The following is a 22,871-nucleotide window of genomic DNA, read 5'->3' as shown; positions in this document are numbered from 1 at the left end:
TCATGCGATGGCGTTGATGGCGGGGACGCCCACCACCCCCGCACGGGGCGAGGCATTATGGCGACGTATGATCGTGAATTAGGAGAACATGCGAATATAAGTGAGTCAATTGCCCGTCGCCTGCTTCCGGCGCGCCGCGTGCCGATTGGCCGGGGCGGCCAGGCCCAGATTTTCCCGCAGGGTGCGGCCGGCATAGGCGGTCTGCGCCAGGCCACGCGCCTGCAGCCGCGGCACCAGCTCGGCGGCGACCGCGTCGAAGCCGCCGGGCAGGTAGGGTGGCATGATGTTGAAGCCATCCGCCGCGCCGCTGTCGAACCATTCGGCCATGCGGTCGGCGACCTGGTCGGCGGTTCCCACCAGGATGCAATGGCCGCGCGCCCCGGCGGCGCGCAGCGCCAGCTGGCGCAAGGTCAGCCCCTCGCGCGCGGCGATGCCGGCGAGCAATTCGGCGCGGCTCTTGATGCCCTCGGTGGGCGGCAGCGGCGGCAGCGGCGCGTCCAGCGGCCAGCCGGTGACGTCGTGGCCGAGCTCCAGCGACAAGCCCTGCAGCGCCAGCGGCAGCGAGACCGCCTCCTGCAGGTCGCGATACAGCGCCGCCGCCGCTTCCGGCGTGGCGCCGATGATCGGCTGCACGCCGGGCATGATGGCGATGGCGTCGGGATCGCGCCCGGCGGCGGCGATGCGCGCCTTCAGCCCGCGATAGAAATCCTGCGCGGCGTCGAGGCTTTCCTGCGCGGTGAAGATGACCTCGCCGACGGTGGCCGCCAGGTCCTGCCCGGCCTTGGAGGAGCCGGCCTGGATCAGCACCGGATGGCCCTGCGGCATGCGCGACAGGTTCAGCGGCCCGCGCACCGAGAAATGCGGCCCGTCATGGTTCAGCGCATGCAGCCGGTCGGCATCGAGGAAACGGCCGCTGGCCTGGTCGCGCAGCAGCGCGCCGTCTTCCCAGCTGTCCCAGAGCCCGCGTGCGACCTCGACGAATTCGGCGGCGCGGTCGTAGCGCGCCTGATGGTCGGCGCGCCCGTCGCGGCCGTAATTATACGGCGCCGTGGCGTTGGAGCTGGTGACGATGTTCCAGGCGGCGCGCCCGCCGCTGATATGGTCGAGCGAGGCGAATTGCCGGGCGAGGGTATAGGGGTCGCCATAGCTGGTGGTGGCGGTGCCGGCCAGGCCGATATGCCGCGTCACCGCCGCCAGCGCCGAGAGCAGGGTCAGCGGCTCGAACCGCGCCGCGACCGAGGGCGTCGAGCTCGGCCCCACCGAGAGCGAGTCGCCGAGGAAAAAAAGGTCGAAGCAGGCGGCCTCGGCCTGCTGCGCGATGCGCAGCATGACGGAAAAATCCTCGCCGCCGGGATGCGCGCCGGGCAGGCGCCAGCCGCCGATATGGTGGCCGGCCATGGGGGCGAAGACGCCGAGCCGGAGGCGGCGCGGCGGCAAGGTGGCAGCAGGCATGCGGGTTCTTTCGAAGCGGGGAGGCTAGCCTAGCACCCAGTGGCCCGGCGTCACCTCGCGCAGCGCGGCATCGGGCGCGAAGGGCGCGGCCGTGTAGGTCAGGCGCTGCCGCGCCGCCTCCAGGTCGGGATCGGGCAGCGGCATGGCGCTGAGCAGGGCGCGGGTATAGGGGTGGCGCGCATCCTCGAAGACCGCGGCGGTGGGCCCGGTCTCGACGATGCGGCCGCGCAGCATGACGGCGACGCGATGGCTGAGATGGCGCACCATGCCGAGGTCATGCGCGATGAACAGATAGGACAATCCGCTGTCCTGCTGCAGCTCCAGGAAGAGATTGATGATCTGCGCCTGGATCGAGACGTCGAGGGCGGTGATCGGCTCGTCGGCGACGATCAGCCGCGGCTTCAGCGCCAGCGCCCGCGCGATGCCGATGCGCTGCCGCTGGCCGCCGGAGAATTCATGCGGATGCCGGTCGAGATGGCCGGGATCGAGGCCGACGCGGCGGAATAGCGCCGCCACCTGCTCGCGCAGCGCGGCGGCATCGGGGGCCAGCCCATGCGCGCGCAGCCCCGCGGCCACGCTGTCGCCGACGCGGCGGCGCGGGTTGAGCGAGGCGAAGGGGTCCTGGAACACCATCTGCAGGCGCGGTCGCAGCTGGCGCAGCGCCTCGCCGCGCAGCGCGCCGATCTCCTGCCCGTCGAAGCGGATGCGGCCGCGATCGGCCTGCTCCAGCCGCAGCACCAGCCGGCCGATGGTGCTCTTGCCGGAGCCGGATTCGCCGACCAGCCCCAGCGTCTCGCCCGCGCCGATGCGGAAGGAGACGCCGTCGACGGCGTGCACGACATGGCCGTCGCCGCCGCGATAGCTTCGCGCCAGGTCATCGACCTCGAGCAGCGGCGGGCTCATGCCGCGGCCTCGGCGGCCAGCGCTGCGCGCAGGTCGTACCAGGCGGCGACCAGGTGGCCGGGCGCGCCGTCCGGCACCTGCGCCAGCGGCGGCACCTCCTCGAAGCAGCGCGGCGTGGCGAAGCGGTTGCGCGGCGCGAAGGGATCGCCCGGCGGCGGTCGCGTCATGTCCGGCGGCTGGCCGGGGATCGAGGTCAGCCGGCTGCGATGCGCCGCCCCCGCGGCGCCGGGCAGCGATTGCAGCAGGCCGAGCGTGTAGGCGTTGCGGGTGTCGTGGAACACCGCGCGCACCGGGCCACGCTCCAGGATGCGGCCGCCATACATCACCTGCACCGTCTCGGCGATGCCGGCGACGACGCCCATGTCATGCGTGATCCAGATCATCGCCATGCCAAGTTTCTTGCGAAGATCCCGCATCAGGTCGAGCACCTGCGCCTGCACCGTGACGTCGAGCGCCGTGGTCGGCTCGTCGGCGATCAGCAACTTCGGCTCGCAGGCGATGCCGATGGCGATCATCACCCGCTGCCGCATGCCGCCGGAAAACTGGTGCGGGTAGTCGCGGGCGCGGCGCTGCGGCTCGCGGATGCCGACCAACTCCAGCAGCTCCAGCGCGCGGCGCGTGGCGGCGGCGCGGCCGAGGCCATGGCTGGTCAGCGCCTCGGCGATCTGCTCGCCCACGGTCAGCACCGGGTTGAGCGAGCTCATCGGGTCCTGGAACACCACGCCGATGCGGCGGCCGCGCAGGGCGCGCAGGGCCGGCTCGTCGCGGCCGATCAGCTCCTGCCCTTCGAAGCGGACGCTGCCGGAGACGATGGCGCCGGCGCCGCCGCGCGCCGCCAGCAGGCCGAGCAGCGCCAGCACATGCACGCTCTTGCCCGAGCCGCTCTCGCCGACGATGCCCAGCGTCTCGCCGGCCCGCAGCGTGTAGCTAACGCCATTGACCGCGCGCACCGCGCCGCCCGGCGTCGGGAAGTGCACGGCGAGGTCGCGGATCTCCAGCAGCGGCGCTGTCGTGTCTTTGGTTGTCATCAGCGGGTCCCCCGCGGGTCGAGCGCGTCGCGCAGCCCGTCGCCGATGGCGTTGAAGCCGGTGACGGCCAGCGTGATCATCAGCCCCGGCAGGATCGCCAGCCAGGGCGAGGAGACGAAATACTGCTGCGCCTTCTGCAGCATGTTGCCCCAGCTGGCGACCGGCGGCTGGATGCCGTAGCCCAGGTAGCTGACATAGGATTCGAGCAGGATGGCGCGCGCCACGATCAGGGTGGCGGCGACGCAGAGCGGGGCGGCGATATTGGGCAGCAGCTCGTCCAGCAGGATGCGGCTGTCACGCAGGCCGAGCGCGCGGGCGGCGGTGACGAAGTCGCGCTCGCACAGCGCGCGCACCTCGGCCTGGATCAGCCGTGCGACGCCCATCCAGGCGGTCAGCCCGATGATCAGCGTGGTGGTGGCGATGCCCGGGCTGGTCAGCGCCGCCAGCGTCAGCAGCAGGAAGATCGAGGGGAAGCAGAGCATGCCGTCGACGAAGCGCATCAGCACGGCGCCGATGCGGCCCTGGTAGAAGCCGGCGACCAGCCCGACCGTGCCGCCGACCAGCAGGCTGAGCAGCATCGCCAGGCATCCGATGGCCAGGGAATAGCGCCCGGCGCTGAGCACGCGCGCCAGCAGGTCGCGGCCGAGCTCGTCGGTGCCGAGCCAGTGCGGACCGGAGAAGGGCAGCAGGAAGCGCGCGCGCATGTTGATGCGCAAAGGATCGAAGGGCAGCAGCGCCGGGCCCAGCAGGCAGGCCAGCACCAGCAGCAGCACCAGGGCGGCGCCGGCCGCGGCCATGCGCCGGCGCAGGAAGCGCGCCAGCAGGCCGGTGCCGGGCAGCGCCGGTTGAAGGATGGTGGCGCTCATCGCCGGCGCAGCCGCGGATCGGCCAGGCCGTAGAGCAGGTCGGCCAGGAGATTGCCGAGGATGACGAGGATGGCGGAGAAGGTCAGCATGCCGAGGATCACCGGATAGTCGCGGTTGGCGATGGAATCGTAGAAGAGGCGGCCCATGCCGGGCCAGGTGAAGACCGTCTCGGTGACCAGCGCGCCGCCGAGCAGCGAGGGCAGCTCCAGCCCCAGCAGCGCGATCATCGGCAGCCAGGCGTTGCGCAGCACGTGGCGCACCACGACGCGCCAGGGCGCGACGCCCTTGGCGCGCGCGGTGCGCACATAGTCCTGGCCCAGGCATTCCAGCACGGCGCTGCGCATGTAGCGGCTCCACACCGCGGTATTAACCAGGCCGAGCACGAAGGCCGGGCCCAGCAGATGGTGCAGCGCTACCAGCCAGCCGCTATCGCCGACCGGCGCGGCATTGCCCGCCGGGATCCAGCCCAGCCGCTGCGAGAAGACGTAGATCACCAGCAGGCCGAACCAGAAGGTCGGGATCGACAGGATGACCATGGTGGCGAGCGTCGCGCCGCGGTCGAAGCGGCCGTGCTGGCGCAGCGCGCCGAAGACGCCGAGCAGCAGGCCCAGCGTCATGGCGATCAGGCTGGCCGCCAGCATCAGCTTGAAGGTCTGCCCCATGCGGCCGGCGATCACCGACAGCACCGGTGCGTCGTCGCGATAGGAGCGGCCCCAGTCGCCGACGACAAGATTGCCGGCCCAGCGCAGATACTGCAGCGGCAGCGGCTGGTCGAGGCCGAGCTGGCGCTCGATCCGCTCGATATCCGCCTGGGTCATGCCGGGGGAATCGGTGAATTGCGACAGCGGCCCGCCCGGCGTCAGGTGCAGCAGGGAGAAGCCCACCATCGAGACGATGCCGAGCAGCACGAGGCTTTGCGCCAGCCGCGACCAGATCCGCCGCAGCATCAGCTGCGCCAGCGCCATTCGCGCAGGTTCCAGAGATTGACGCGATAGCTGAGGTTCGGCTTGTAGCCTTCCAGCCGCGTCTTGACACCCTCGAAGACGACGCCCTGGCTGAGCGGCAGGAAGGGCAGGTCGCGGCGGATGATGTCCTGGATCTGGAAGTAGCGCTGCTTGCGCGCGTCGCGGTCGAGCACGGCGACACCCTCGCGCAGCAGCCTGTCCACCTCCGGATTGTCGTATTGGAAGGTGTTGATGCCGACGCCGCCGCGTGCCTGGATCGCCCAGCTGCCGAAGCGGTTGCTCGGGCTGGGGTCGGAGGCGATCGGCACGATCATGCCGACGATGATCGACTGGAACTGGCTGAGCCGCCAGAAATCGCCCCAGAGCGTCGCCGAGGGCGCGTTGCGGATGGTCATGTCGACGCCGATGTCGCGCCAGTCCTGCTGCAGCAGCTGCTGGAACTGCTCGCGCAGATGGTCGCCGGCGATGGTCGAGTTGGTGAAGGCCAGGCGCACGCCGTTCTTCTGGCGGATGCCGTCGGCGCCGGGCTTCCAGCCGGCCTCGTCGAGCAGCGCGCGCGCCGCGTCGGGGGCGTAGCGATGCGGCGTCAGGTCGGGCTTGTAGGCCCAGGACTGCTTCGGCAGGAAGGATTCCGTCGGCTGCCGCACGCCGTTCGGATAGATGTCGCGATAGATGGTCTGCTTGTCGAGCGACAGGTACAGCGCCTGGCGCACCGCGAGCTCGGCGAATTGCGGCAGGGCGTTGTTCAGCGCGATCATGTCGACGAACTGCGTGTCGGTGCGGTTCAGCGTCAGGCCCGGCGTGCGCGCCACCTCCTCGGCCAGGTCGGGCGCGATGCCGGGGATCATCGCGGCGTCGATGGCGCCGGTGATGAACTGCGTCTTCACGCTGATCTGGTCGGGGATGTACTTGATGATGACCCGCTCGAGGAACGGGCCCTCGCGGTAGTAGCGATCATTGGCGACCAGCGCGACATAGTCGCCCGGGCGGCGCTCGTGAAAGCGGAACGGGCCGGTGCCGACGGGGCGGTTGTTGAAGGCCGGGTCGGTCGGGTCGGTCACCTGCGCCAGGATGTGGCGCGGGCCGATGGTCATCCAGGCCAGCAGCGCCAGATAGGGGGCGAAGGGCGTCTCCAGCCGCCAGCGGATCTCGTGCTTGCCCACCACCTCGATGTCGCGCACCAGCTCATGCCCGTGCCGGCTGGAGGCAGGGTAGTTCGGATCCTTGATGGTCTCCAGCGTGAACTTCACGTCCTCGGCGGTGAAGGGCGCGCCGTCGTGCCAGAGCACGTCGCTGCGCAGCTTGACGCGCCAGGTCAGGCCGTCGGCGGAGAGGCCGCCATTCTCGACGCTGGGCACCTCCGTCGCCAGGTCAGGCGTCAGCCCGCCCTCGGGGTCGAGGCCCCAGAGCGTGCTGAAGATGTTCAGGTGGACGCTGTCATCCACCTCGGTGCGGCGCTGCAGCGGGTGGAAGCGTGTCGGCTCCTGCGCGACGCCGATCACCACCTGGCCGCGGCGCGCGCCGGCGGCGGCGGGCGTCTGCGCCAGCGACAGGCCGGGCAGGGTGCCGGCGCCGGCCAGCGCCGCGGCGGCGGCGGACCAGCGCAGCAGGCTGCGGCGGCCGGGTTGCGGCGCGGGGCCAGCAGGGTCGGAGGGCGGGCGGGACAGCGTCATGGATCGGCTCCGGATGCAGCGGCCCTGCGCGCGAGCCAGTGGCTTGCGGCGGGCAGCGCCGAATGGGCGGAAAGGGTGCGCGCGCGCTCGCGGCCGGGTGGCCCTGAAGGGCTGCCAGGCGGCCGACGTCACGCGGCGCGACGGGGAAGGGGAGGGGCGCCTAGCGGCGCGCGTGGCAGGGCCCGGATGGGCGACAGCAAGGCTTCATCGAGACTCCGAACCCGGCGGACGTCGCCGCCGGCTTGGCCGTCAGCTTATTAAGCGGTTTAAAATAGGGCAATGACGATTCAACGACATTGAACGCAATAATTGGATTGGCGACTTCCGCCGCATCCTGAACCGCTGACCAGCGGTGGCCCGTTCACCGAGGGGCAAGGCTGTTTGGCACGACCAGCTTCGGGCATATTAATCACATTATAGAATCGCATTATCAGAATTATGCCTTGCTAACCACGTCCGAAAATGCGCTGTTCGGGCTTGGGCGCGGCCGGCTGCCGTGCGCCTGAAAGTCGGGACCGTGACCACCGCTGCCGTGACCGCCGATTGGCGTGCGCTGTTCGACCTGCCGGAAGGCCGCATCTATGCCGATGCCGCCTTCATGACGCCCATTCCGCATGCCGTGCGCCAGGCCGGCGAGATCGGGCTGGCGCGCAAGTCGCGCCCCTGGGAATTGTCTCGCGCCAGCTTCTACGACGAGGTCGAGGCCTTGCGCGCCGAGGCCGCCGCCTTGATCGGCGCGACGCCTGGCGACATCGCGCTGGTCGCCGCCACCAGCTACGGCATCGCGACGGCGGCGGCGAACCTGCCGCTGCAGGCGGGCGAGGCGGTGCTGACCTTGCAGGAAGAGCATCCGTCGCAGCTCTTCGCCTGGATCCGCGCGGCAGAAGATGCCGGCGCCATGCACGAGGAATTGCCGCGTCCGGCCGATGGCGACTGGAGCGCGGCGCTGCTGCGCCGGCTCGACGCGGCCGGCCCGCGCATCGCCGTGCTGGCGCTGACGCCGGTGCATTGGACCGATGGTGCCACGCTCGACCTCGAGGCGATCGGTGCCGCGGCGCGCGCCCGCGGCATCGCGCTGGTGCTGGACGGCACGCAATCGGTGGGCGTCCGGCCGCTCGATGTTCGCCGCGTGCAGCCCGACTTTCTGACCTTCGCCACCTACAAGTGGCTGCTCGGCCCCTATGGCTTGGCGCTGCTCTATGCCGCGCCGCATCGCCAGGAAGGCCGGCCGTTGGAAGAGCATGCCTTCAGCCGGCGCGGCGCCGACACGCTGAGCAACCGCTATGGGCGGGAGCTGCGCTTCATGGCCGGCGCGCGCCGCTACGACATGGGCGAGCGCGCCAATTTCATGACCGTGCCGATGACCACAGCCGGCATCGCCCTGCTGCGCGGCATCGGCGTGGATGTGATCGAGGCGCGGCTGCGGCAGCTGACCGACCGCCTGGCCGAAGGTGCTGCACGGATCGGCCTGCGCGCCGCGCCGCATCGGGCAGCGCATCTGATCGGGCTGGGTGGCGAGGGCTTCGACGCCGCCGCCGCCGTCGCCACGCTGCGCGCCCGGAACATCCATGTCAGCGCGCGCGAGGACCGGCTGCGCATCGGCCTGCACATCTACAACGACGAGCGCGATGTCGACGCGCTGCTGCAGGCGCTGGCCGAGATCCGCGCCGCAACCCCGAGGTGATCATGCGTCTTCCCTCTCTTCGTCGCGCGGCCCTGGCGCTGCTCGGCGCCACCTTGCTGCAGGCCGCCACGACGGTCGCCGAGGCGAGCCCCACCATCGAGCGGATCCGTGCCCGCGGAGAGCTGGTCTGCGGCGTCAGCCAGGGCTCGGCCGGGCTGTCGCTGCCGGATGGCCAGGGTGTCTGGCGCGGGCTGGATGCCGATTACTGCCGCGCGCTGGCCGCCGCCGTGCTGGGCGACGCGGCCAAGGTGCGCTTCCAGCCGCTGAGCTCGGCGCAGCGCTTCCCGGTGCTGCAGGCCGGCGAAATCGACGTGCTGTCGCGCAACACCACCTGGACCTCGGGCCGCGACGGGCCGCTCTCCCTGTTGTTCGTCGGCACCATCTTCTATGACGGCCAGGCCTTCATGGTGCCGGCGCGGCTTGGCGTGAAAACAGCCCGGGAGCTCGGCGGCGCCACGGTCTGCGTGCAGCCGGGCACGGTGAACGAGCAGAATCTCGCTGACTATTTTGCCGCCAACAAGCTGGCCTATCGCTCGGTGGTGATCGAAAGCCTGCCGGAGCTGGAAGCCGCCTTCTATGCCGGGCGCTGCGACGTCTATCTGTCGGATGCCTCGACGCTGGCCGCCAGCCGCGCCGCCCGCGCGCCGCGTCCGGCCGATTTTGTCATCCTGCCCGAGCGCATCAACAAGTCGCCGTTGTCGCCGGTGGTGCGCGCCGATGATGTCGCTTTCTTCCAGGTCGCGCGCTGGACGCTGAACGTGCTGGTCAATGCCGAGGAGCTCGGCGTCAGCAGCGCGTCCGTCCAGGCCGATCGCGCCTCGGCCAATCCGGAGGTGAAGCGGCTGCTCGGCGTCACCCCCGGCATCGGCAAGGCCTTTGGCCTGAACGAGGAGTGGGCGGCGCACGTCATCGCCCAGGTCGGCAATTACGGCGAAATCTTCGCGCGCAACCTGGGGCCGACGACGCCGCTGGCCCTGGAGCGCGGGCAGAATGCGCTGTGGCGGGATGGGGGGCTGCTCTACGCGCCGCCGATCCAGTGAGGCCATGACGCCGCGGCAGACGCGCCGCGACGCCTGGCTGGGGGCGGGCATCGGGCTGCTGCTGCTCGGCCTGCTCTGGTGGCTGCTGCAGGCGGCGCTCGACCGTCGCGGCTTGCGGCTGGATTTCTCGGCCCTGGGCGCGCGCGCCGGCTTCGCCATGGCCGAGGGGCTGCTGGAGGTGACCCCCGACAGCAGCGCCTGGCGCGCCATCCTGGCCGGCCTTCTCAATACCCTGCGCGTCGCGCTTTGCGGCGTGGCGCTGGCGCTGCTGCTCAGCCTGCCGCTGGCATTGGCGCGGCTGTCGCGCGCCCCGCTGCCGCGCCAGCTCGCGGCCTGGGTGATCGAGCCGCTGCGCAACACGCCGCTGCCGCTGCAGCTGTTCCTCTGGTACGGGCTGCTGCTGAACCTGCCCGGGCCGCGCCTGGCCTGGAATCCGCTTCCCGGCCTGTTCCTCAGCAATCGCGGCCTGGCGCTGCCCTGGTGGGAAGCCGGTGCGCTGCGATTTCCTGCCTTGCAGGGCTTCAACATCGAGGGCGGGCTGCTGCTCAGCCCGGAATTCTGCGCCCTCGCCTTCGGCCTCGGCGTCTTCCACGCCGCCTATCTGGCGGAGGTGCTGCGCGCGGGAATCGCAGCCGTCCCACCGGTTCAGGCGGAAGCGGCGGCGGCGCTCGGCCTGCCGCGCCGGATCAGCCTGCGCCGCGTCATCCTGCCGCAGGCGCTGGGCTTCAGCCTGGCGCCGGGCAGCTGGCAAGTGCTGCAGCTCGTCAAGAACGCTTCGCTGGGCTTGCTGATCGGCTATCAGGACCTGGTCGGCGTCACCGGAATCGCCGTCAACCAGACCGGCCGCGGGCTTGAGGGGCTGCTGCTCGTCGTCCTCGCCTATCTCGCGCTGAATTATTTTCTGGCGACGCTGCTGAAGCTGGCGGGTCATGAAGGACGCAGCGCTCTGCAGCCGGCGATGCCAGCGCCGCTGCCGCGCGACACTGGATGGCGCCGCGCGGTTGGCTTTCTTCCTGGCGTGCTGCTGCTGCTCGCGCTTGGATATTGGGGCGTGGCGCAGGCGGCCTTCACCGGCGGTGCGCAGGCCTGCGCGGCCGCTTCCGGCGCCTGCTGGGCGTTGCTCGCCGAGAAGTTCCGGCTGATCCTTTTCGGCAGCTATCCGCTGGCCGAGCAATGGCGCCCGGCTCTGGCCACGCTGCTGCTGGGCCTCGGCCTCGTGGCGACCGGCTGGGTGGCCCTGCGCGGTCGCTGGCGGCTGCTGCTGGGCTGGGTCGCGCTGCTACCGCTCTGGATCTGGCTGATGCGCGGCGGCGGGGTCCTGCGGCTGGTGTCGGATGCCGATTGGGGCGGGCTGCCGCTGACGCTCGGCCTGGCGGCGCTGGCCCTGGCGCTGGGGGCGGTGGCCGCGCTGCCGCTGGCGCTCGCCCAGCGGTCACGCCACCTGCCGCTGCGCGTCGCCGCCGGCCTGTTCATCGCGCTGTTCCGCAGCGTGCCGGTGGTGGCGCTTCTGCTCGCCGCCAGCCTGCTGGTGCCGCTGCTGCTGCCGCCTGGCGCGGGGGGCAGCCGGCTGGCGCGCGCGCTGGTGGCGCTGGCCGGCGTCACCGCGGCGCAGCTCGCCGTCGTGCTCGGCGCCGCGTTGCAGGCGCTGCCGCCGGGCCAGCCGGAGGCGGCGCGCAGCCTCGGCCTGTCGGCGCCGGCGACGCTGCTGCTGATCGAGCTGCCGCAAGCGCTGCGCATCGGCTTCCCGGCCACCGTCAACGTCTTCGTCTCGACGGTGAAGGACACCTCGCTGGTGCTGGTGGTCGGGCTGCTCGACCTGACCGCGACGCTGCGGCTGGCGGTGCAGGAGCCGCAATGGCGCGCCGCCGCGCCCGAGGCCTATCTGCTGCTGGCCGCCGCCTATTTCTGCCTGTGTTTTCCCCTGGCCCGGCTGGCCGAGGCGCTGCGGCATGGCCCGGCGCGGCCGGCCGGCGCTGACGATCTTCCAAGACACTGACGGAGGAGAAGCCGCGCCGCCTTGACCCAGCCGGCGCGGCCGGGTGTCAGGCGGCGGCGGCCTTCAGCGCCTGGTCGAGATCGGCCAGGATGTCGTCGGCATGCTCGAGCCCGATCGACAGCCGCACATAGCCCGGCGTCACGCCGGTCGCCTGCTGCTCGGCCTCGGTCAGCTGCGAATGCGTGGTGCTGGCGGGGTGGATCGCCAGGCTGCGCGCATCGCCGATATTGGCGACATGGTAGAACAGCTTCAGCGCGTCGATGAAGCGCGCCCCGGCCTCGCGCCCGCCGGCCAGCTCGAAGCCGACCAGCCCGCCCTGGCCCTGGGTGAGATACTTGGCGCTGCGCGCCGCCGCCTCGCCCTGGTGATGGCCGGGATGGATGACGCGGGCGACTTCGCCGCGCTGGGCGAGGAAGTCGGCGACCAGCGTGGCGTTGCGGCTGTGCTCGCGGATGCGCAGCGCCAGCGTCTCCACCCCTTGCAGGATCAGGAAGGCGTTGAAGGGGCTGAGGGCGGCGCCAAGGTCGCGCAGCAGCGTGGTGCGCGCCTTCAGCACATAGGCGATGGGGCCGAGGGGCTTGGCCGCCTCCACCCATTTCGCGCCGTGATAGGACGGGTCGGGCTGGTGCAGCGCCGGTTGCCGCGCCGGGTGGTCTTCCCAGGGGAAATTGCCGCCATCGACGATGATGCCGCCGATGCTGTTGCCATGGCCGCCGATGAATTTCGTCAGCGAATGCACGACGATGGCCGCGCCATGGTCGAACGGGCGGATCAGCAGCGGGGCCGCGGTGTTGTCGACGATCAGCGGGATGCCGAGCGGCCGGCCGATCGCCGCCACCTCGGCGATCGGGAAGACCTCCAGCTTCGGGTTCGGCAGCGATTCGGCGTAGTAGGCGCGGGTGCGGTCATCAGTCGCGCGGCGGAAATTCTCTGGGTCGCGCGGGTCGACGAAGCGCACCTCGACGCCCTGGTCCTTCAGCGTGTTGGCGAAAAGATTCCATGTGCCGCCATAGAGATCGGTGGAGGCCACGACATTGTCGCCGACCCGCGCCAGGTTCTGCACGGCGAAGGCCGAGGCCGCCTGGCCGGAGGCGACGGCTAGCGCCGCGGCGCCGCCTTCCAACGCCGCGATGCGCTGCTCCAGCACATCCGTCGTCGGATTGCCGATGCGCGTGTAGATATTGCCCAGCTCCTGCAAGGCGAAAAGCCGCGCCGCCTGGCCGGCATCGTCGAACTGGTAGGAGGTGGTCTGGTAGATCGGCACCGCGACCGCCTTGCTGGCGGGGTCGCGTCGCCAGCCGGCATGCAGCGCCAGCGTCTCCGGATTGCGATAGGTCATGGCGTTCTCCTGTTGCGGCTTGGTCGCGCTCAGTCGCGGGTGAAGGTCACCGGCACGCTGTATTCATAGGATGGCAGGTCGCCGAGCGCGGTCCGCGCCGTGGCCAGCAGGTCGCCCTGCGGGCGCCAGTCCTGGCCGATACCCTGGACCCATCGCTGCGTCGGCGTATAGGCCTGCCAGTCGGGCGTGGCGGCGCCGCGCGGATGGCCGTCGCGGGCGAAGCCGGCCCAGATGCCGCTGATCTTGTCGCGCAGCGTCTCCAGCCCGCGATCCTCGCCGACCAGGGCGCGCGCGGCCTCCAGCGTGCCGAAGATGAAAGGCACCTCGCCGGTATGCGGGGCGCCGAGCACGCCGCCGCGCGCCGGCGCGGTCCAGTTGAAGGAATAGGCATGCACCGGCGCGCTGGCCTGCAACGCCTGGCGGTCGGCCAGCAGCGCGGTCGGCAGGCGATAGTTGTAGTCGCCGGCGATGGCGATCAGCAGCTGGCTCGGCGTGGCGGCAGGCGTGACGCGGCGATAGGCCGCGATCACCGCCTGGGTCCGCGCCGCGTCGATGCGCAGGAAGCGCTGCAGCCGGGCGGCGAGCTGCGCCTCGGTCAGCGCGAAATTGCGCGGGTCGCTGGCCAGGAAGAAGGTGGCCTCATGGGTGGTGGTGCCGATCAGCAGCGGGATGTCGCGGCTGAAATCGCTGGCTGCCGGATCGAAGGGATGCTGGGGGAAGACGACGCCATCCAGCGTCGGGCGAATTTCGGCAATGCCACCGTTTGCCGCAAGGACCTTGCCATAGGCCGCCAGCAGCTTATCGACCGGCACCTCGCGCAGCCGCGCCGCGTCGCGCGCCGACCAGCCGAATTCCTGCAGCAGCGCGTGTGCCGAGCGCGCCGCGTTCTCGGGTGTCGCCAGCCGCCAGGCACCGGAAGCGCTCTGGATCGCCGCGCGGTGGAACAGCCCGCGCGCCGCCGGCGCCGCCAGCAGCGTCGCGACCTTCGCCGCGCCCCCTGACTGGCCAAAGATCGTCACGTTCCCTGGATCGCCGCCAAATGAGAGAATATTATCGCGGACCCAGCGGAGGGCGGCGATCTGGTCGAGCACCGCCAGGTTGCCGCTGCCCTCCGGCAGGCCGTCCTGCGCCTCGCCAGTGAAGAAGCTGCCGAACAGGTTCAGCCGGTGGTTGATGCTGACCACGACGACATCCTGTCGCCGGGCCAGCCAGCTGCCGTCGAAGCCGGCCGAGGTCCCGGCGCCGGAGGAGAAGGCGCCGCCATGCAGCCAGAGCAGCACCGGCCGCTTGCGCGCCGTGCTGGCATCGGGCGTGTAGACGGCCAGCGTCAGCGCATCCTCGCTCTGCGGGGCGCTTGACCAGTACCAGGCGAATTCGGCGGGCGGCGCCGCGCCGGCCAGCTGCGGCGCCGAGGCGCCATGCGTGGTCGCATCACGGATGCCGCGCCAGGGCGCCGGCGGCTCGGGCGGCGCGAAGCGGCGGGCGCCGCCGGTTGCCGCGCCATAGGGGATGCCGCGGAAGGCGAAGGCCTCGCCGCTGGCCACGCCGCGCAGCCGGCCGGCGGTGGTGGCGACGACAGGGGCGGCGGCCTGGGCGCGGGCCGAGCCTGCGCCTGCGATCAGCGCGGCGGCGGAGAGCGTCGCGCCGGCGCGCAGCAGGTCGCGCCGGCCGTGGCGCGCCACGGGGTTCTGGTGAGACATGGTCATCTCCTGAAGCGGAGCGGAAGGAGGCAGGAAGGACGGCGAGACCCGGTCAGCGACAGCGCCGACACGGCGCCGGCGGGCGGCCATGCTCAGGCGGGCAATCCAACGGGGCGTGACGCGGCATGCTGCCGATCTCCGATGCGCTTCTCGTGCAGCGGCATCATGGCCGATTTCCACGCATTGTCCATGGCGCCTTTCCAATAACAACGATCCTAAGTCGCGTTTATAGCGCGTTCGGCGGGGTGTCAGAAAAATTCAGCGACACGAATCTGCATTTTACCGTTTCCACAAACATTAAAGTCGTGAAAGAATTCGGCCGGAGGGCCCGCGGCGGCGCGGCGAGGCGCAGGAACCCGGGCGAGGCGCCCGACCGGGTCGCTGCCCCCGCCCCGGCGCCACGCGGGAAAACCCTCCCCCAACGAGAAACCAGCTTCTGACGAGGATCCCTTTCATGCGCAGCATCCTTCTCGCGACGGCGGCGGCCCTGGCGCTGCAGCTGGGCGCCCCGGCCGGCGCCCTGGCCCAGGCGCCGACACCGGCCGTCGCCCCGCAATCCCGCCCCAGCCCCGTCGTCGACAGCGCCTGGCTGGCCGAGCGGCTGCAGGACCCCAAGGTGCGGGTGCTCGAGGTCAGCGTGAATCCCGGCCTGTTCGAGCGCGGCCATATTCCCGGCGCCGTCAACCTGTCCTGGCATCGCGACCTGGTCGACACCGTGCGCCGCGACATCGCCAGCCGCGAGCAGATCCAGGAGCTGCTGCGCCGCGCCGGCGTCGAGCAGGACAGCACCGTCGTGCTCTATGGCGACAACAACAACTGGTTCGCCGCCTGGGGCGCCTGGGTGCTCGATATCTATCGCGTGCGCGACGTGCGCATCCTCGATGGCGGCCGCGCCAAATGGGAGGCCGAGGGCCGCCAGGTCAGCACCCGCGCTGCCTCGCCGCGCGCCGGCAGCGTGACGCTCGCCGCTGAGCCGAACAGCCGCCTGCGCGCGCGCCTGGCGGACGCCGTCGCCATCGCCGAGAAGCGCAGCAGCGAGGCGCTGCTCGACATCCGCTCGCCGGACGAATTCTCGGGCAAGATCTTCGCGCCGCCGGGCGTGCCGGAGCTCGCCATCCGCGCCGGCCATATCCCGGGCGCGGTGAACGTGCCCTGGGTGCAGGCCGTGCGGCCGGACGGCACCTTCAAGAGCGTCGAGGAGCTGCGCGCCCTCTATGCCGCCGTCGGCATCGATGGCAGCAAGCCGATCGTCGTCTATTGCCGCATCGGCGAGCGCAGCAGCCATTCCTGGTTCGTGCTGTCCAAGCTGCTGGGCTACGAGGTTCGCCAGTATGACGGATCCTGGACCGAATACGGCAATGCCGTCGGCGTGCCGGTGAACAACCTGGCCGGCACGGTCTGGGGTGCGCGCTGACGCCTTCGGCGGATGGAGCCCCCGCCTGCTCGGCCTCACGGCCGGGCTGGCGGGGTTGGTCGCCATCTGGTGGTTCCTGGTGCGCGGCGGCACCGGGCCGCTGATGGCGCTGATCCTGGGCGGCCTGGTCGGCCTCGCCATGCAGCGCGGCCGCTTTTGCCTGCTGTGCCTGACACGGGATTTCGTCCATGGCGGCGATCCGCGTGGATTGCTCGCGGTGCTGGCGGCGCTGGCCACGGGGCTGCTCGGCTATCTCGTGGTGCTGACCAACTGGCTGCCCAATCCGGCGGTGCCGGGCCTGCCGCCGGATGCGCATGTCGGGCCGGTCTCCTGGGTGCTGGTGGTCGCGGGCCTGTCCTTCGGCCTCGGCATGGTGCTGTCGGGCGCCTGCATCGCCGGCCATCTCTACCGGCTGGGCGAAGGATCGTCGCGCGCGCCGGTCTCGCTGCTGGGTGCTGCGATCGGCTTCGGGCTCGGCTTCCTGAGCTGGCCTTCGTTGTACGAGACGACGCTGCGCGATGCGCCGGTGGTCTGGCTGCCGCATCACCTGGGCTATGCCGGCAGCGCGGCGCTGGCGCTGGCCGTGCTGGGTGTCGCCGCCTGGCCGTTGCTGCGCCGCCTGCCGGCCCGTCCCGCCCGAGCCGCCGCGCCGGATGCGGCGAGCCTGCTGCGCGCGATCTTCGTCACCCGCTGGCCGGCCTGGAGCGGCGGCGTGCTGGTCGGGCTGCTCGGCGCCGTCGCCTATCTGCGCGACGAGCCGCTGGGCGTCACCGCGGCGCTGGGCGGCGGCGCGCGCGGGCTCGGCACGGCGCAGGGCTGGCTGCCGGCGCGCATCGGCGGGCTGGACGGCTTCGCCGGCTGCGCCACGGCGCCCGACGCGGTCGGCGGCAACCTGGTCTTCGTGCTGGGGCTGGTCGCGGCCTCGCTGGCGGCGGCGGGCCTGGCCGGGCAGTTTTCCATCGCCCGCAGCAGCGCACGGCAACAGGCGCAAAGCCTGCTGGGCGGGGTGCTGATGGGGTGGGGGGCGATGACGGCGCTGGGCTGCACCATTGGCGTGCTGCTCTCCGGCATCATGGCCGGGGCGCTGTCGGGCTGGGTCTTCGGCGCCGCGGTGCTGGCGGCGGTCTGGGGCGGGCTGTGGCTGACCCGCCCCAAGGCTGTCTGACGCCGGCGCCGCGCTGCCTTGAGTCATGGCGCCGGTTCGGGAAGAGTCCTCCCGGCCATCCCGGGCCCGGAGGAACCGAAAGAGATGTTCGAGGAATGCGCCTGGTTGAACCCGCCGCCGGCCTGGTCGGTGACCGCCGAGGGGCTGCGCGTCACCACCGCCCCCGGCAGCGATTTCTGGCGGGAGACGCATTACGGCTTCACCCGCGACAGCGGGCATTTCTTCGGCCGCGCAATGGAGGGTGATTTCACCGCCACGCTGCGCATCCGCGGCCGCTATGCGGCGCTCTACGACCAGGCGGGCATCATGCTGCGCCGGGGGCCGACAGCCTGGATCAAGGCAGGGATCGAGCTGTCGGATGGCGAGGCGTTGCTGGGCAGCGTGCTGACGCTGGGCCGCTCCGACTGGGCCACCGGCGCCTTCCGCGGCGATGCCGGCGAGCTCTGGCTGCGCGCCACGCTGGCGGGTGGCGTGCTGCGGCTGCAGGCCTCGGCCGACGGGCGCCGCTGGCCGCTGCTGCGGCTCTGCGGCTTCCCGGGCGAGGGCCCCTGCGCGGTCGGGCCGATGGCCTGCAGCCCGGAAGGGAGGGGGCTGGAGGTGCTGTTCTCCGACTTCACGGTGACGCCTCCGCTGAGCCGGGACCTGCACGACCTGGCCTGAGGACGCAACGTCCGCAGGCCGCGCGGCATTACCCCGCTGGGGCGCCCGGCAGGCGGGCGCGGCCAGGCTGCAGGAAAATGCTCCCCGATGGATGTACTGCTGGATCTGCCGGCCGCGGCGGAAGCCGTCCGCCTGCTCAAAGGCGCCCAGGCGGTGGCCGCCGGGGCCGCGCTGCAGGCCGGCGCGCTCGACACGCCGGGGGCCTTTCCGAGCGCCGATGTCGCGGCGCTGGCGCAGGCCGGCCTGCTGGTGGCGCCGCTGCCGCCGGAGCTCGGCGGCGCCGGGCTCGGCGAGGGCGTCGATGGAAACCTGCTGCTGGCGGAAGTGCTGATGGCGATCGGCGAGGGCAGCCTGCCGCTCGGCCGGCTCTACGAAGGGCATGTCAATGCGCTGCAGCTGGTGCTGGGCCATGGCAGCACGGCGCAGCAGCGCCAGGCCGCGGCGGCGGCGGCGGCCGGCGAGCTGTTCGGCGTCTGGAACACCGACGATCGCCAGGACCCGTTGCGGCTGCTGCAGGATCGGCTGCAGGGCGCGAAAATTCTCGCCTCCGGCGCCGGGCATGTGACGCGGCCGCTGGTGACGGCGGCGACGCCGGCGGGGGCGGTCATGCTGATCCCGCCGATGGCGCCGGGGCAGGGCGCCGACCTGTCCGGCTGGACGGCGCAGGGCATGCAGGCCTCGGCCACCGGCCGCGTCGATTTCAGCGGCATGCCGGCGCCGCCGCCGATCGGCGGGCCGGGCGATTACCTGCGCGAGCCCGCCTTCTCCACCGGCGCCTGGCGCTGCCTGGCGGTGCAGGGCGGCGGCATGGCGGCGCTGCTGGCGTTGCTGCGGCAGCATTTGCTGGAGACGACACGCGACGAGGACCGCGCCCAGCGCCAGCGTTTCGGCGAGGCTGCCATCGCGGTGCAGACGGCGCGGCTGTGGATCCTGCAATCGGCCCGGCTCTGCGCCATGCCGCATGACGTCGCCGGCGTGGTCGCCGCGGTGAACCTGGCGCGCCGCGCCGTCGAGCAGGCCGCGCTGACGCTGCTGGAGCTGGTGCACCGCTCGATCGGGCTGATGGCCTTCCTGCGCCCGGCGCCGGTCGAGCGCATCGCCCGCGACCTGGCCACCTATCTGCGCCAGCCGGCGCCGGACCGCGCGCTGGAGCTCGGCGCCGCCACGCTGCTGCGGCAGGACCGGCTGCCGTGGTGATCCGCGCCGACGGTTTCTGGGCGCAGGCGGAGGCCTTGCCGTCGCGGTCGCTGGACGAGATCCTGGCGCCGGGCGGCGTGCTGGTGCTGGCGCCGCATCCGGATGACGAAAGCCTGGGCTGCGGCGGGCTGATCGCGGCGGCGGTCGCGGCGGCGCGGCGGGTGCGGGTGGTCTTCATCTCCGATGGCGCGGCCTCGCATCCTGCGCATCGCGCCGTCGGGCTGCCGGCCCGGCGCGAGACGGAGGCGCGGCAGGCGCTGCGCCGCCTCGGCGTCGCCGATGGCGCGGTGTTCCTCGGCCTGCCCGACAGCCGCGTGCCCGGCGCCGGCCCGGCCTTTGCCGAAGCGGTCGCGCGCATCGCGGCCGAGGCGACGGCGATCGATGCGGGCACGGTGCTGGCGACCTGGGCGCATGATCCGCATGGCGACCATCAGGCCTGCGCGGCGATGCAGGCGGCGCTGCCACCCGGGCGACGCCACCTGGCCTATGCGGTCTGGGGCCATGCGCTGCCGCCCGAGACGCCGCTGCCCGGGCCGCCGCGCGGCGCCTGGCTGGATATCGCGCCCTGGCTGCCGGCCAAGACCCAGGCGATCCAGGCGCATCGTTCGCAGCTGGGCGACCTGCCCGAAGGCTTCGCGCTGGATGCCGCGATGCTGGCCCGCGCCGCCCGCCCGGCCGAGCTGTACCTGGAAGCCCAGGCCAGCCCGTCGCGCTAAGCTGAGGTATATTCTACGGAAAATCGCAACTCCGCCGGTCTATTTCTTTCGCCGCGTGGAACTGGCGGCGGCCGCGCTGGTTCCTTGACAGCACGCGCCCTTCCATCCGGTAGGTCAGCACGTCGCATCGGGGATCGACGCCATGGCCATCATGGTCGGCACTGAAGCAGGCCTGCCCTGCCTCGTCGAAAGCCTTTTGCTGCTCGAGCAGGATGCCATCGCCGCCTATGACCAAGGCATGGCCCGGCTCGACAATCCGGTGGCCCGTGCGGCCGTGGCAAGCTTCCGCACCGATCATGACCGGCACCTGGCCGCGCTGACGCTGCTGGCCGACCGGCTGCCGCGGCAGCCGCTGCCGGAGGGAAGCGCCACGATGCCGCTGACGGCGCGCCAGGCGTCGCTTTCTGCGCTGGCCGGCGATGGCGCCATCCTCACGGCCATGCGCGGCAAGGAGGATGACACCGCCATCGCCTATGAGCGCGCGGCGCAGCATCCGGCGGCGACGCCCGAGGCGCAGGCGGTGTTTCGCCGCGCCCAGGCCGATGCGCTGCGCCATCGCGACTGGATGGCCTATCCGGGCTGATACGTCCGGCGTGCCGCGCGACCCGTTTCCGCTGCAATGCCAGGAGGCAACCGAGCCCATGTTTATGCGCATCGACAAGCTGCAGACCGAGCTGCCCGCGCCCCGCCGTGCCGACCCCAATGCCGCCGCCGCCCTGCAGGAGCTGCTGGGCGGCAAGTATGGCGAGATGTCGACGCTGGGAAACTACCTGTTCCAGAGCTTCAACTTCCGCAGCAAGAGCAAGCTGCGCCCCTTCTACAGCCTGGTCGCCAGCATCACCGCCGAGGAGATGGGCCATGTCGAGCTGGTCAGCCATGCCGTCGCCATGCTGGCCAATGGGCCCGACAACGACGATGACGAGGTGAATGGCGGCGATATCTCCGGCGCGCCCTTCGAGGCGATGAAGGACATCCGTTCCTTCGCCAGCTTCGCCTCGGCCGGCGGCGGCGCCTTGCCGGTCAACAGCAATTCGATGTCGTGGAATGCCGACATGGTGACGACCACCGGCAATGTGGTGGTCGACCTGCTGCATAATTTCCACCTGGAATGCGGCGCGCGGCTGCACAAGCTGCGGGTCTACGAGACGCTGACCGATCCCACCGGCCGCGAGGTCTGCGGCTATCTGCTGGTGCGCGGCTCCGTGCATGCGCATGCCTATGCGCTGGCGCTGAAGCAGATCACCGGGGTCGAGCTGGAAAAGTTCCTGCCGACGCCGAACATTCCGCTCGACAAGATTCCCGAATGCCAGAAATACCTGCAGGAAGGCTCGCATCGCCGGCTCTATACCTGGAGCCCCGCCGACTACAAGGAGATCGCCGGCATCTGGGGCCAGGGCGAGCAGGCGCTGCCGGGCGATCCGCCGGGCGCGCTGGAAGTGGTCGACGGCCTGCCGGAAGGCGGCAAGATCCATCAGCTCAGCGGCATTCCCTCCGCTTTCACCCCGGATTACGCGCCGGAGGAGATGATGGAAATCGCCAGCAAGCTGTACAAGGCGTCGCGCTGATCCGCGCTCAGCGGAACGGCGGCTCGTCGAAAGCGCGCAGCTTGCGGGAATGCAGCGCCGTCAGTTGCTGCCGCAGGATGCCGAAGGTGGCGATGCCGATCGCCAGGTGCTCGCTGACCGCGCGCTGATAGAATGCGGTGGCAGCACCCGGCAGCTTGATCTCGCCGTGCAGCGGCTTGTCGGAAACGCAAAGCAGCGTGCCGTAGGGCACCCGCAGCCGATAGCCCTGCGCGGCGAGCGTGCCGCTTTCCATGTCCACGGCGATGGCGCGGGAGAGGTTGATGCGCAACCGCTCCTGCGACCAGCGCAGCTCCCAGTTGCGATCGTCGTAGGAAACGACCGTGCCGGTGCGCAGGCGCCGCTTCAGCGCCTCGCCCGCCTCGCCGGTGACCTCGGCCGCGGCCTGCTGAAGTGCCACCTGCACCTCGGCCAGGGCCGGCACCGGGATTTCCGGCGGCAGCAGGTCGTCGAGGATGCGGTCGCGGCGCAGATAGCCATGCGCCAGCACGTAGTCGCCGATCTCCTGGCTCTGCCGCAGCCCGCCGCAATGGCCGATCATCAGCCAGCAATGCGGCCGCGTCACCGCCAGATGGTCGCTGATCGTCTTGGCATTCGACGGGCCGACGCCGATATTGACGATGGTCAATCCGTCGCGGCCCTCGCCGCGCAGCAGGTGATAGGCCGGCATCTGGAAGCGCTGCCACGGCGCCTCGGCGACCAGCGTGGCGGCGGTCGCCGCGTCATGCTCGTGGGTGATGCTGGCGCCGCCGGGCAGCACCAGCCGGGTATAGTCGGTGCCGGGTCGCTTCAATTCGACCAAGGCCCAGTCGACGAACTGGCCGATATAGCGCTGGTAGTTGGTCAGCAGGATCCAGGGCTGCACGCTGCGCCAGTCGGTGCCGGTGTAGTGCTGCAGCCGGCGCAGCGAGTAGTCCACCCGTGCCGCGTCGAACAGCGCCATGGGCCGTGGCGCGCCGTCGCGGAACCGCCATAGCCCGTCGGCCACCTCGTCGCCCACCGCCGAGAGCATCGGCACCGGAAAATGCCGCGCAAGCTCCGCCGCCGAGACGCCGCCGCGCGCCAGCTCGTCACCGCCCTCGAGCACATAGGGGTAGGGGATCTCCTGGTCGCTCGGCCCGACCTCGAGCGTCGCGCCGTATTCCTCCACCAGCGGGCGCAACTGCTCGAGCAGATAGGCGCGGAAGGCGGCGGGCTGGGTGATGGTGGTCGCATAGTCGCCGGAAACCTGCAGCTTGGCCCAGGCCCGGCGGGTCTGCGGCGGCGGCCCTTCCGGCGCCCAGCGCAGCCACAGCCCGGGATAGCGGAAGCGCGCCCGTTCCTCGGGCGTGGGCGGGATGCGCTGGTCGATGAAACGGTCCAGCGCGGCGCGCTCGGCGGCGATAGCGGCCTCATAGAGGGCCTCCAGCCGGTCGACGGCGGCCTCGGCGGAGGCGCAGGGCAGGGCGGCAGGGTCTCGGCTCATGCCGCCGATCATAGGCCGCGCCCGC

Annotated in this window: 19 protein-coding genes; 10 read left to right on the top strand and 9 right to left on the bottom strand. The window is 71.5% G+C overall.

The window, feature by feature from the left end:
• Positions 1 to 105 precede the first annotated feature (105 nt).
• Genes GVN67_RS01220 through GVN67_RS01195 form a run of 6 tightly spaced genes read right to left on the bottom strand, consistent with a single transcriptional unit; the run spans position 106 to position 6,887 of the window.
• A complete protein-coding gene (locus GVN67_RS01220; RefSeq protein ID WP_159992436.1) occupies positions 106 to 1,452 on the bottom strand; it encodes an LLM class flavin-dependent oxidoreductase in 1,347 nt (448 codons plus the stop codon).
• Between the two features lie 24 nt (positions 1,453 to 1,476).
• Positions 1,477 to 2,355: an ABC transporter ATP-binding protein gene (locus GVN67_RS01215; protein WP_159992435.1), complete on the bottom strand. Its 879-nt coding sequence runs from the start codon at positions 2,353 to 2,355 to the stop codon at positions 1,477 to 1,479.
• Positions 2,352 to 3,383: an ABC transporter ATP-binding protein gene (locus tag GVN67_RS01210; protein ID WP_159992434.1), complete on the bottom strand. Its 1,032-nt coding sequence runs from the start codon at positions 3,381 to 3,383 to the stop codon at positions 2,352 to 2,354. Before GVN67_RS01210 ends, GVN67_RS01215 begins: the two co-directional genes overlap by 4 nt.
• Positions 3,383 to 4,249, bottom strand: a complete 867-nt coding sequence (locus GVN67_RS01205; RefSeq protein ID WP_159992433.1) for an ABC transporter permease — start codon at positions 4,247 to 4,249, stop codon at positions 3,383 to 3,385. Before GVN67_RS01205 ends, GVN67_RS01210 begins: the two co-directional genes overlap by 1 nt.
• Positions 4,246 to 5,214: an ABC transporter permease gene (locus GVN67_RS01200; protein ID WP_235034894.1), complete on the bottom strand. Its 969-nt coding sequence runs from the start codon at positions 5,212 to 5,214 to the stop codon at positions 4,246 to 4,248. The genes GVN67_RS01205 and GVN67_RS01200 overlap by 4 nt, the downstream gene beginning before the upstream one ends.
• Positions 5,196 to 6,887, bottom strand: coding sequence for a peptide ABC transporter substrate-binding protein (locus GVN67_RS01195; RefSeq protein ID WP_159992432.1), 1,692 nt, complete (start codon positions 6,885 to 6,887; stop codon positions 5,196 to 5,198). The genes GVN67_RS01200 and GVN67_RS01195 overlap by 19 nt, the downstream gene beginning before the upstream one ends.
• Positions 6,888 to 7,404: 517 nt before the next feature.
• Here GVN67_RS01195 and GVN67_RS01190 point away from each other — a divergent pair.
• From GVN67_RS01190 to GVN67_RS01180, 3 genes are read left to right on the top strand one after another with little or no spacing between them, the layout of a single operon-like run.
• On the top strand, positions 7,405 to 8,571 hold the full coding sequence (locus tag GVN67_RS01190; RefSeq protein WP_159992431.1) for an aminotransferase class V-fold PLP-dependent enzyme: 1,167 nt from the start codon (positions 7,405 to 7,407) through the stop codon (positions 8,569 to 8,571).
• Between the two features lie 2 nt (positions 8,572 to 8,573).
• Positions 8,574 to 9,611: an amino acid ABC transporter substrate-binding protein gene (locus GVN67_RS01185; protein ID WP_159992430.1), complete on the top strand. Its 1,038-nt coding sequence runs from the start codon at positions 8,574 to 8,576 to the stop codon at positions 9,609 to 9,611.
• 4 nt (positions 9,612 to 9,615) lie between these two features.
• Positions 9,616 to 11,607: an ABC transporter permease subunit gene (locus tag GVN67_RS01180; RefSeq protein WP_159992429.1), complete on the top strand. Its 1,992-nt coding sequence runs from the start codon at positions 9,616 to 9,618 to the stop codon at positions 11,605 to 11,607.
• A 46-nt stretch (positions 11,608 to 11,653) separates the two neighbouring features.
• Here GVN67_RS01180 and GVN67_RS01175 read toward each other — a convergent pair whose 3' ends face one another.
• Together GVN67_RS01175 and GVN67_RS01170 are read right to left on the bottom strand one after the other, a co-directional pair.
• The gene (locus GVN67_RS01175; RefSeq protein WP_159992428.1) at positions 11,654 to 12,946 is read right to left on the bottom strand and encodes an O-acetylhomoserine aminocarboxypropyltransferase/cysteine synthase family protein; all 1,293 of its coding nucleotides are present in this window, start codon (positions 12,944 to 12,946) and stop codon (positions 11,654 to 11,656) included.
• Positions 12,947 to 12,975: 29 nt separating this feature from the next.
• Positions 12,976 to 14,646 carry a carboxylesterase/lipase family protein gene (locus GVN67_RS01170; protein ID WP_159992427.1) on the bottom strand — a complete coding sequence of 557 codons (1,671 nt, stop codon included), beginning with the start codon at positions 14,644 to 14,646 and terminating at the stop codon, positions 12,976 to 12,978.
• A gap of 454 nt (positions 14,647 to 15,100) precedes the next feature.
• On the opposite strand from GVN67_RS01170, the gene GVN67_RS01165 reads away from it, so the two are divergent.
• The 7 genes from GVN67_RS01165 (at position 15,101) to GVN67_RS01135 (ending at position 21,363) form a co-directional block, all read left to right on the top strand.
• On the top strand, positions 15,101 to 16,060 hold the full coding sequence (locus GVN67_RS01165) for a sulfurtransferase (RefSeq protein WP_159992426.1): 960 nt from the start codon (positions 15,101 to 15,103) through the stop codon (positions 16,058 to 16,060).
• On the top strand, positions 16,050 to 17,225 hold the full coding sequence (locus tag GVN67_RS01160) for a YeeE/YedE family protein (protein ID WP_200845070.1): 1,176 nt from the start codon (positions 16,050 to 16,052) through the stop codon (positions 17,223 to 17,225). Before GVN67_RS01165 ends, GVN67_RS01160 begins: the two co-directional genes overlap by 11 nt.
• Before the next feature lie 84 nt (positions 17,226 to 17,309).
• Complete coding sequence (locus GVN67_RS01155) at positions 17,310 to 17,885, top strand: DUF1349 domain-containing protein (RefSeq protein ID WP_159992425.1); 576 nt, start codon at positions 17,310 to 17,312, stop codon at positions 17,883 to 17,885.
• A gap of 87 nt (positions 17,886 to 17,972) precedes the next feature.
• Positions 17,973 to 19,082 (top strand): acyl-CoA dehydrogenase family protein, encoded by a 1,110-nt coding sequence (locus GVN67_RS01150; protein WP_159992424.1) that lies wholly within the window; start codon positions 17,973 to 17,975, stop codon positions 19,080 to 19,082.
• Positions 19,076 to 19,798, top strand: a complete 723-nt coding sequence (locus GVN67_RS01145; RefSeq protein WP_235034893.1) for a PIG-L deacetylase family protein — start codon at positions 19,076 to 19,078, stop codon at positions 19,796 to 19,798. Before GVN67_RS01150 ends, GVN67_RS01145 begins: the two co-directional genes overlap by 7 nt.
• A gap of 142 nt (positions 19,799 to 19,940) precedes the next feature.
• Entirely contained in the window at positions 19,941 to 20,381 is a 441-nt protein-coding gene (locus tag GVN67_RS01140) for a ferritin-like domain-containing protein (RefSeq protein ID WP_159992423.1), read from the top strand.
• Between the two features lie 58 nt (positions 20,382 to 20,439).
• Positions 20,440 to 21,363 carry a manganese catalase family protein gene (locus GVN67_RS01135; protein ID WP_159992422.1) on the top strand — a complete coding sequence of 308 codons (924 nt, stop codon included), beginning with the start codon at positions 20,440 to 20,442 and terminating at the stop codon, positions 21,361 to 21,363.
• A 7-nt stretch (positions 21,364 to 21,370) separates the two neighbouring features.
• On the opposite strand, the gene GVN67_RS01130 is transcribed toward GVN67_RS01135, so the two are convergent.
• Positions 21,371 to 22,846 (bottom strand): AMP nucleosidase, encoded by a 1,476-nt coding sequence (locus GVN67_RS01130; protein WP_159992421.1) that lies wholly within the window; start codon positions 22,844 to 22,846, stop codon positions 21,371 to 21,373.
• Positions 22,847 to 22,871: the final 25 nt, after the last annotated feature.

The organism is Roseomonas sp. 18066 (genome assembly GCF_902706185.1).
Taxonomy (GTDB): Bacteria; Pseudomonadota; Alphaproteobacteria; order Acetobacterales; family Acetobacteraceae; genus Pseudoroseomonas.
The sequence above is the reverse complement of the archived record's forward strand: the minus strand, read 5'-3'. Positions and strand labels throughout refer to the sequence as shown.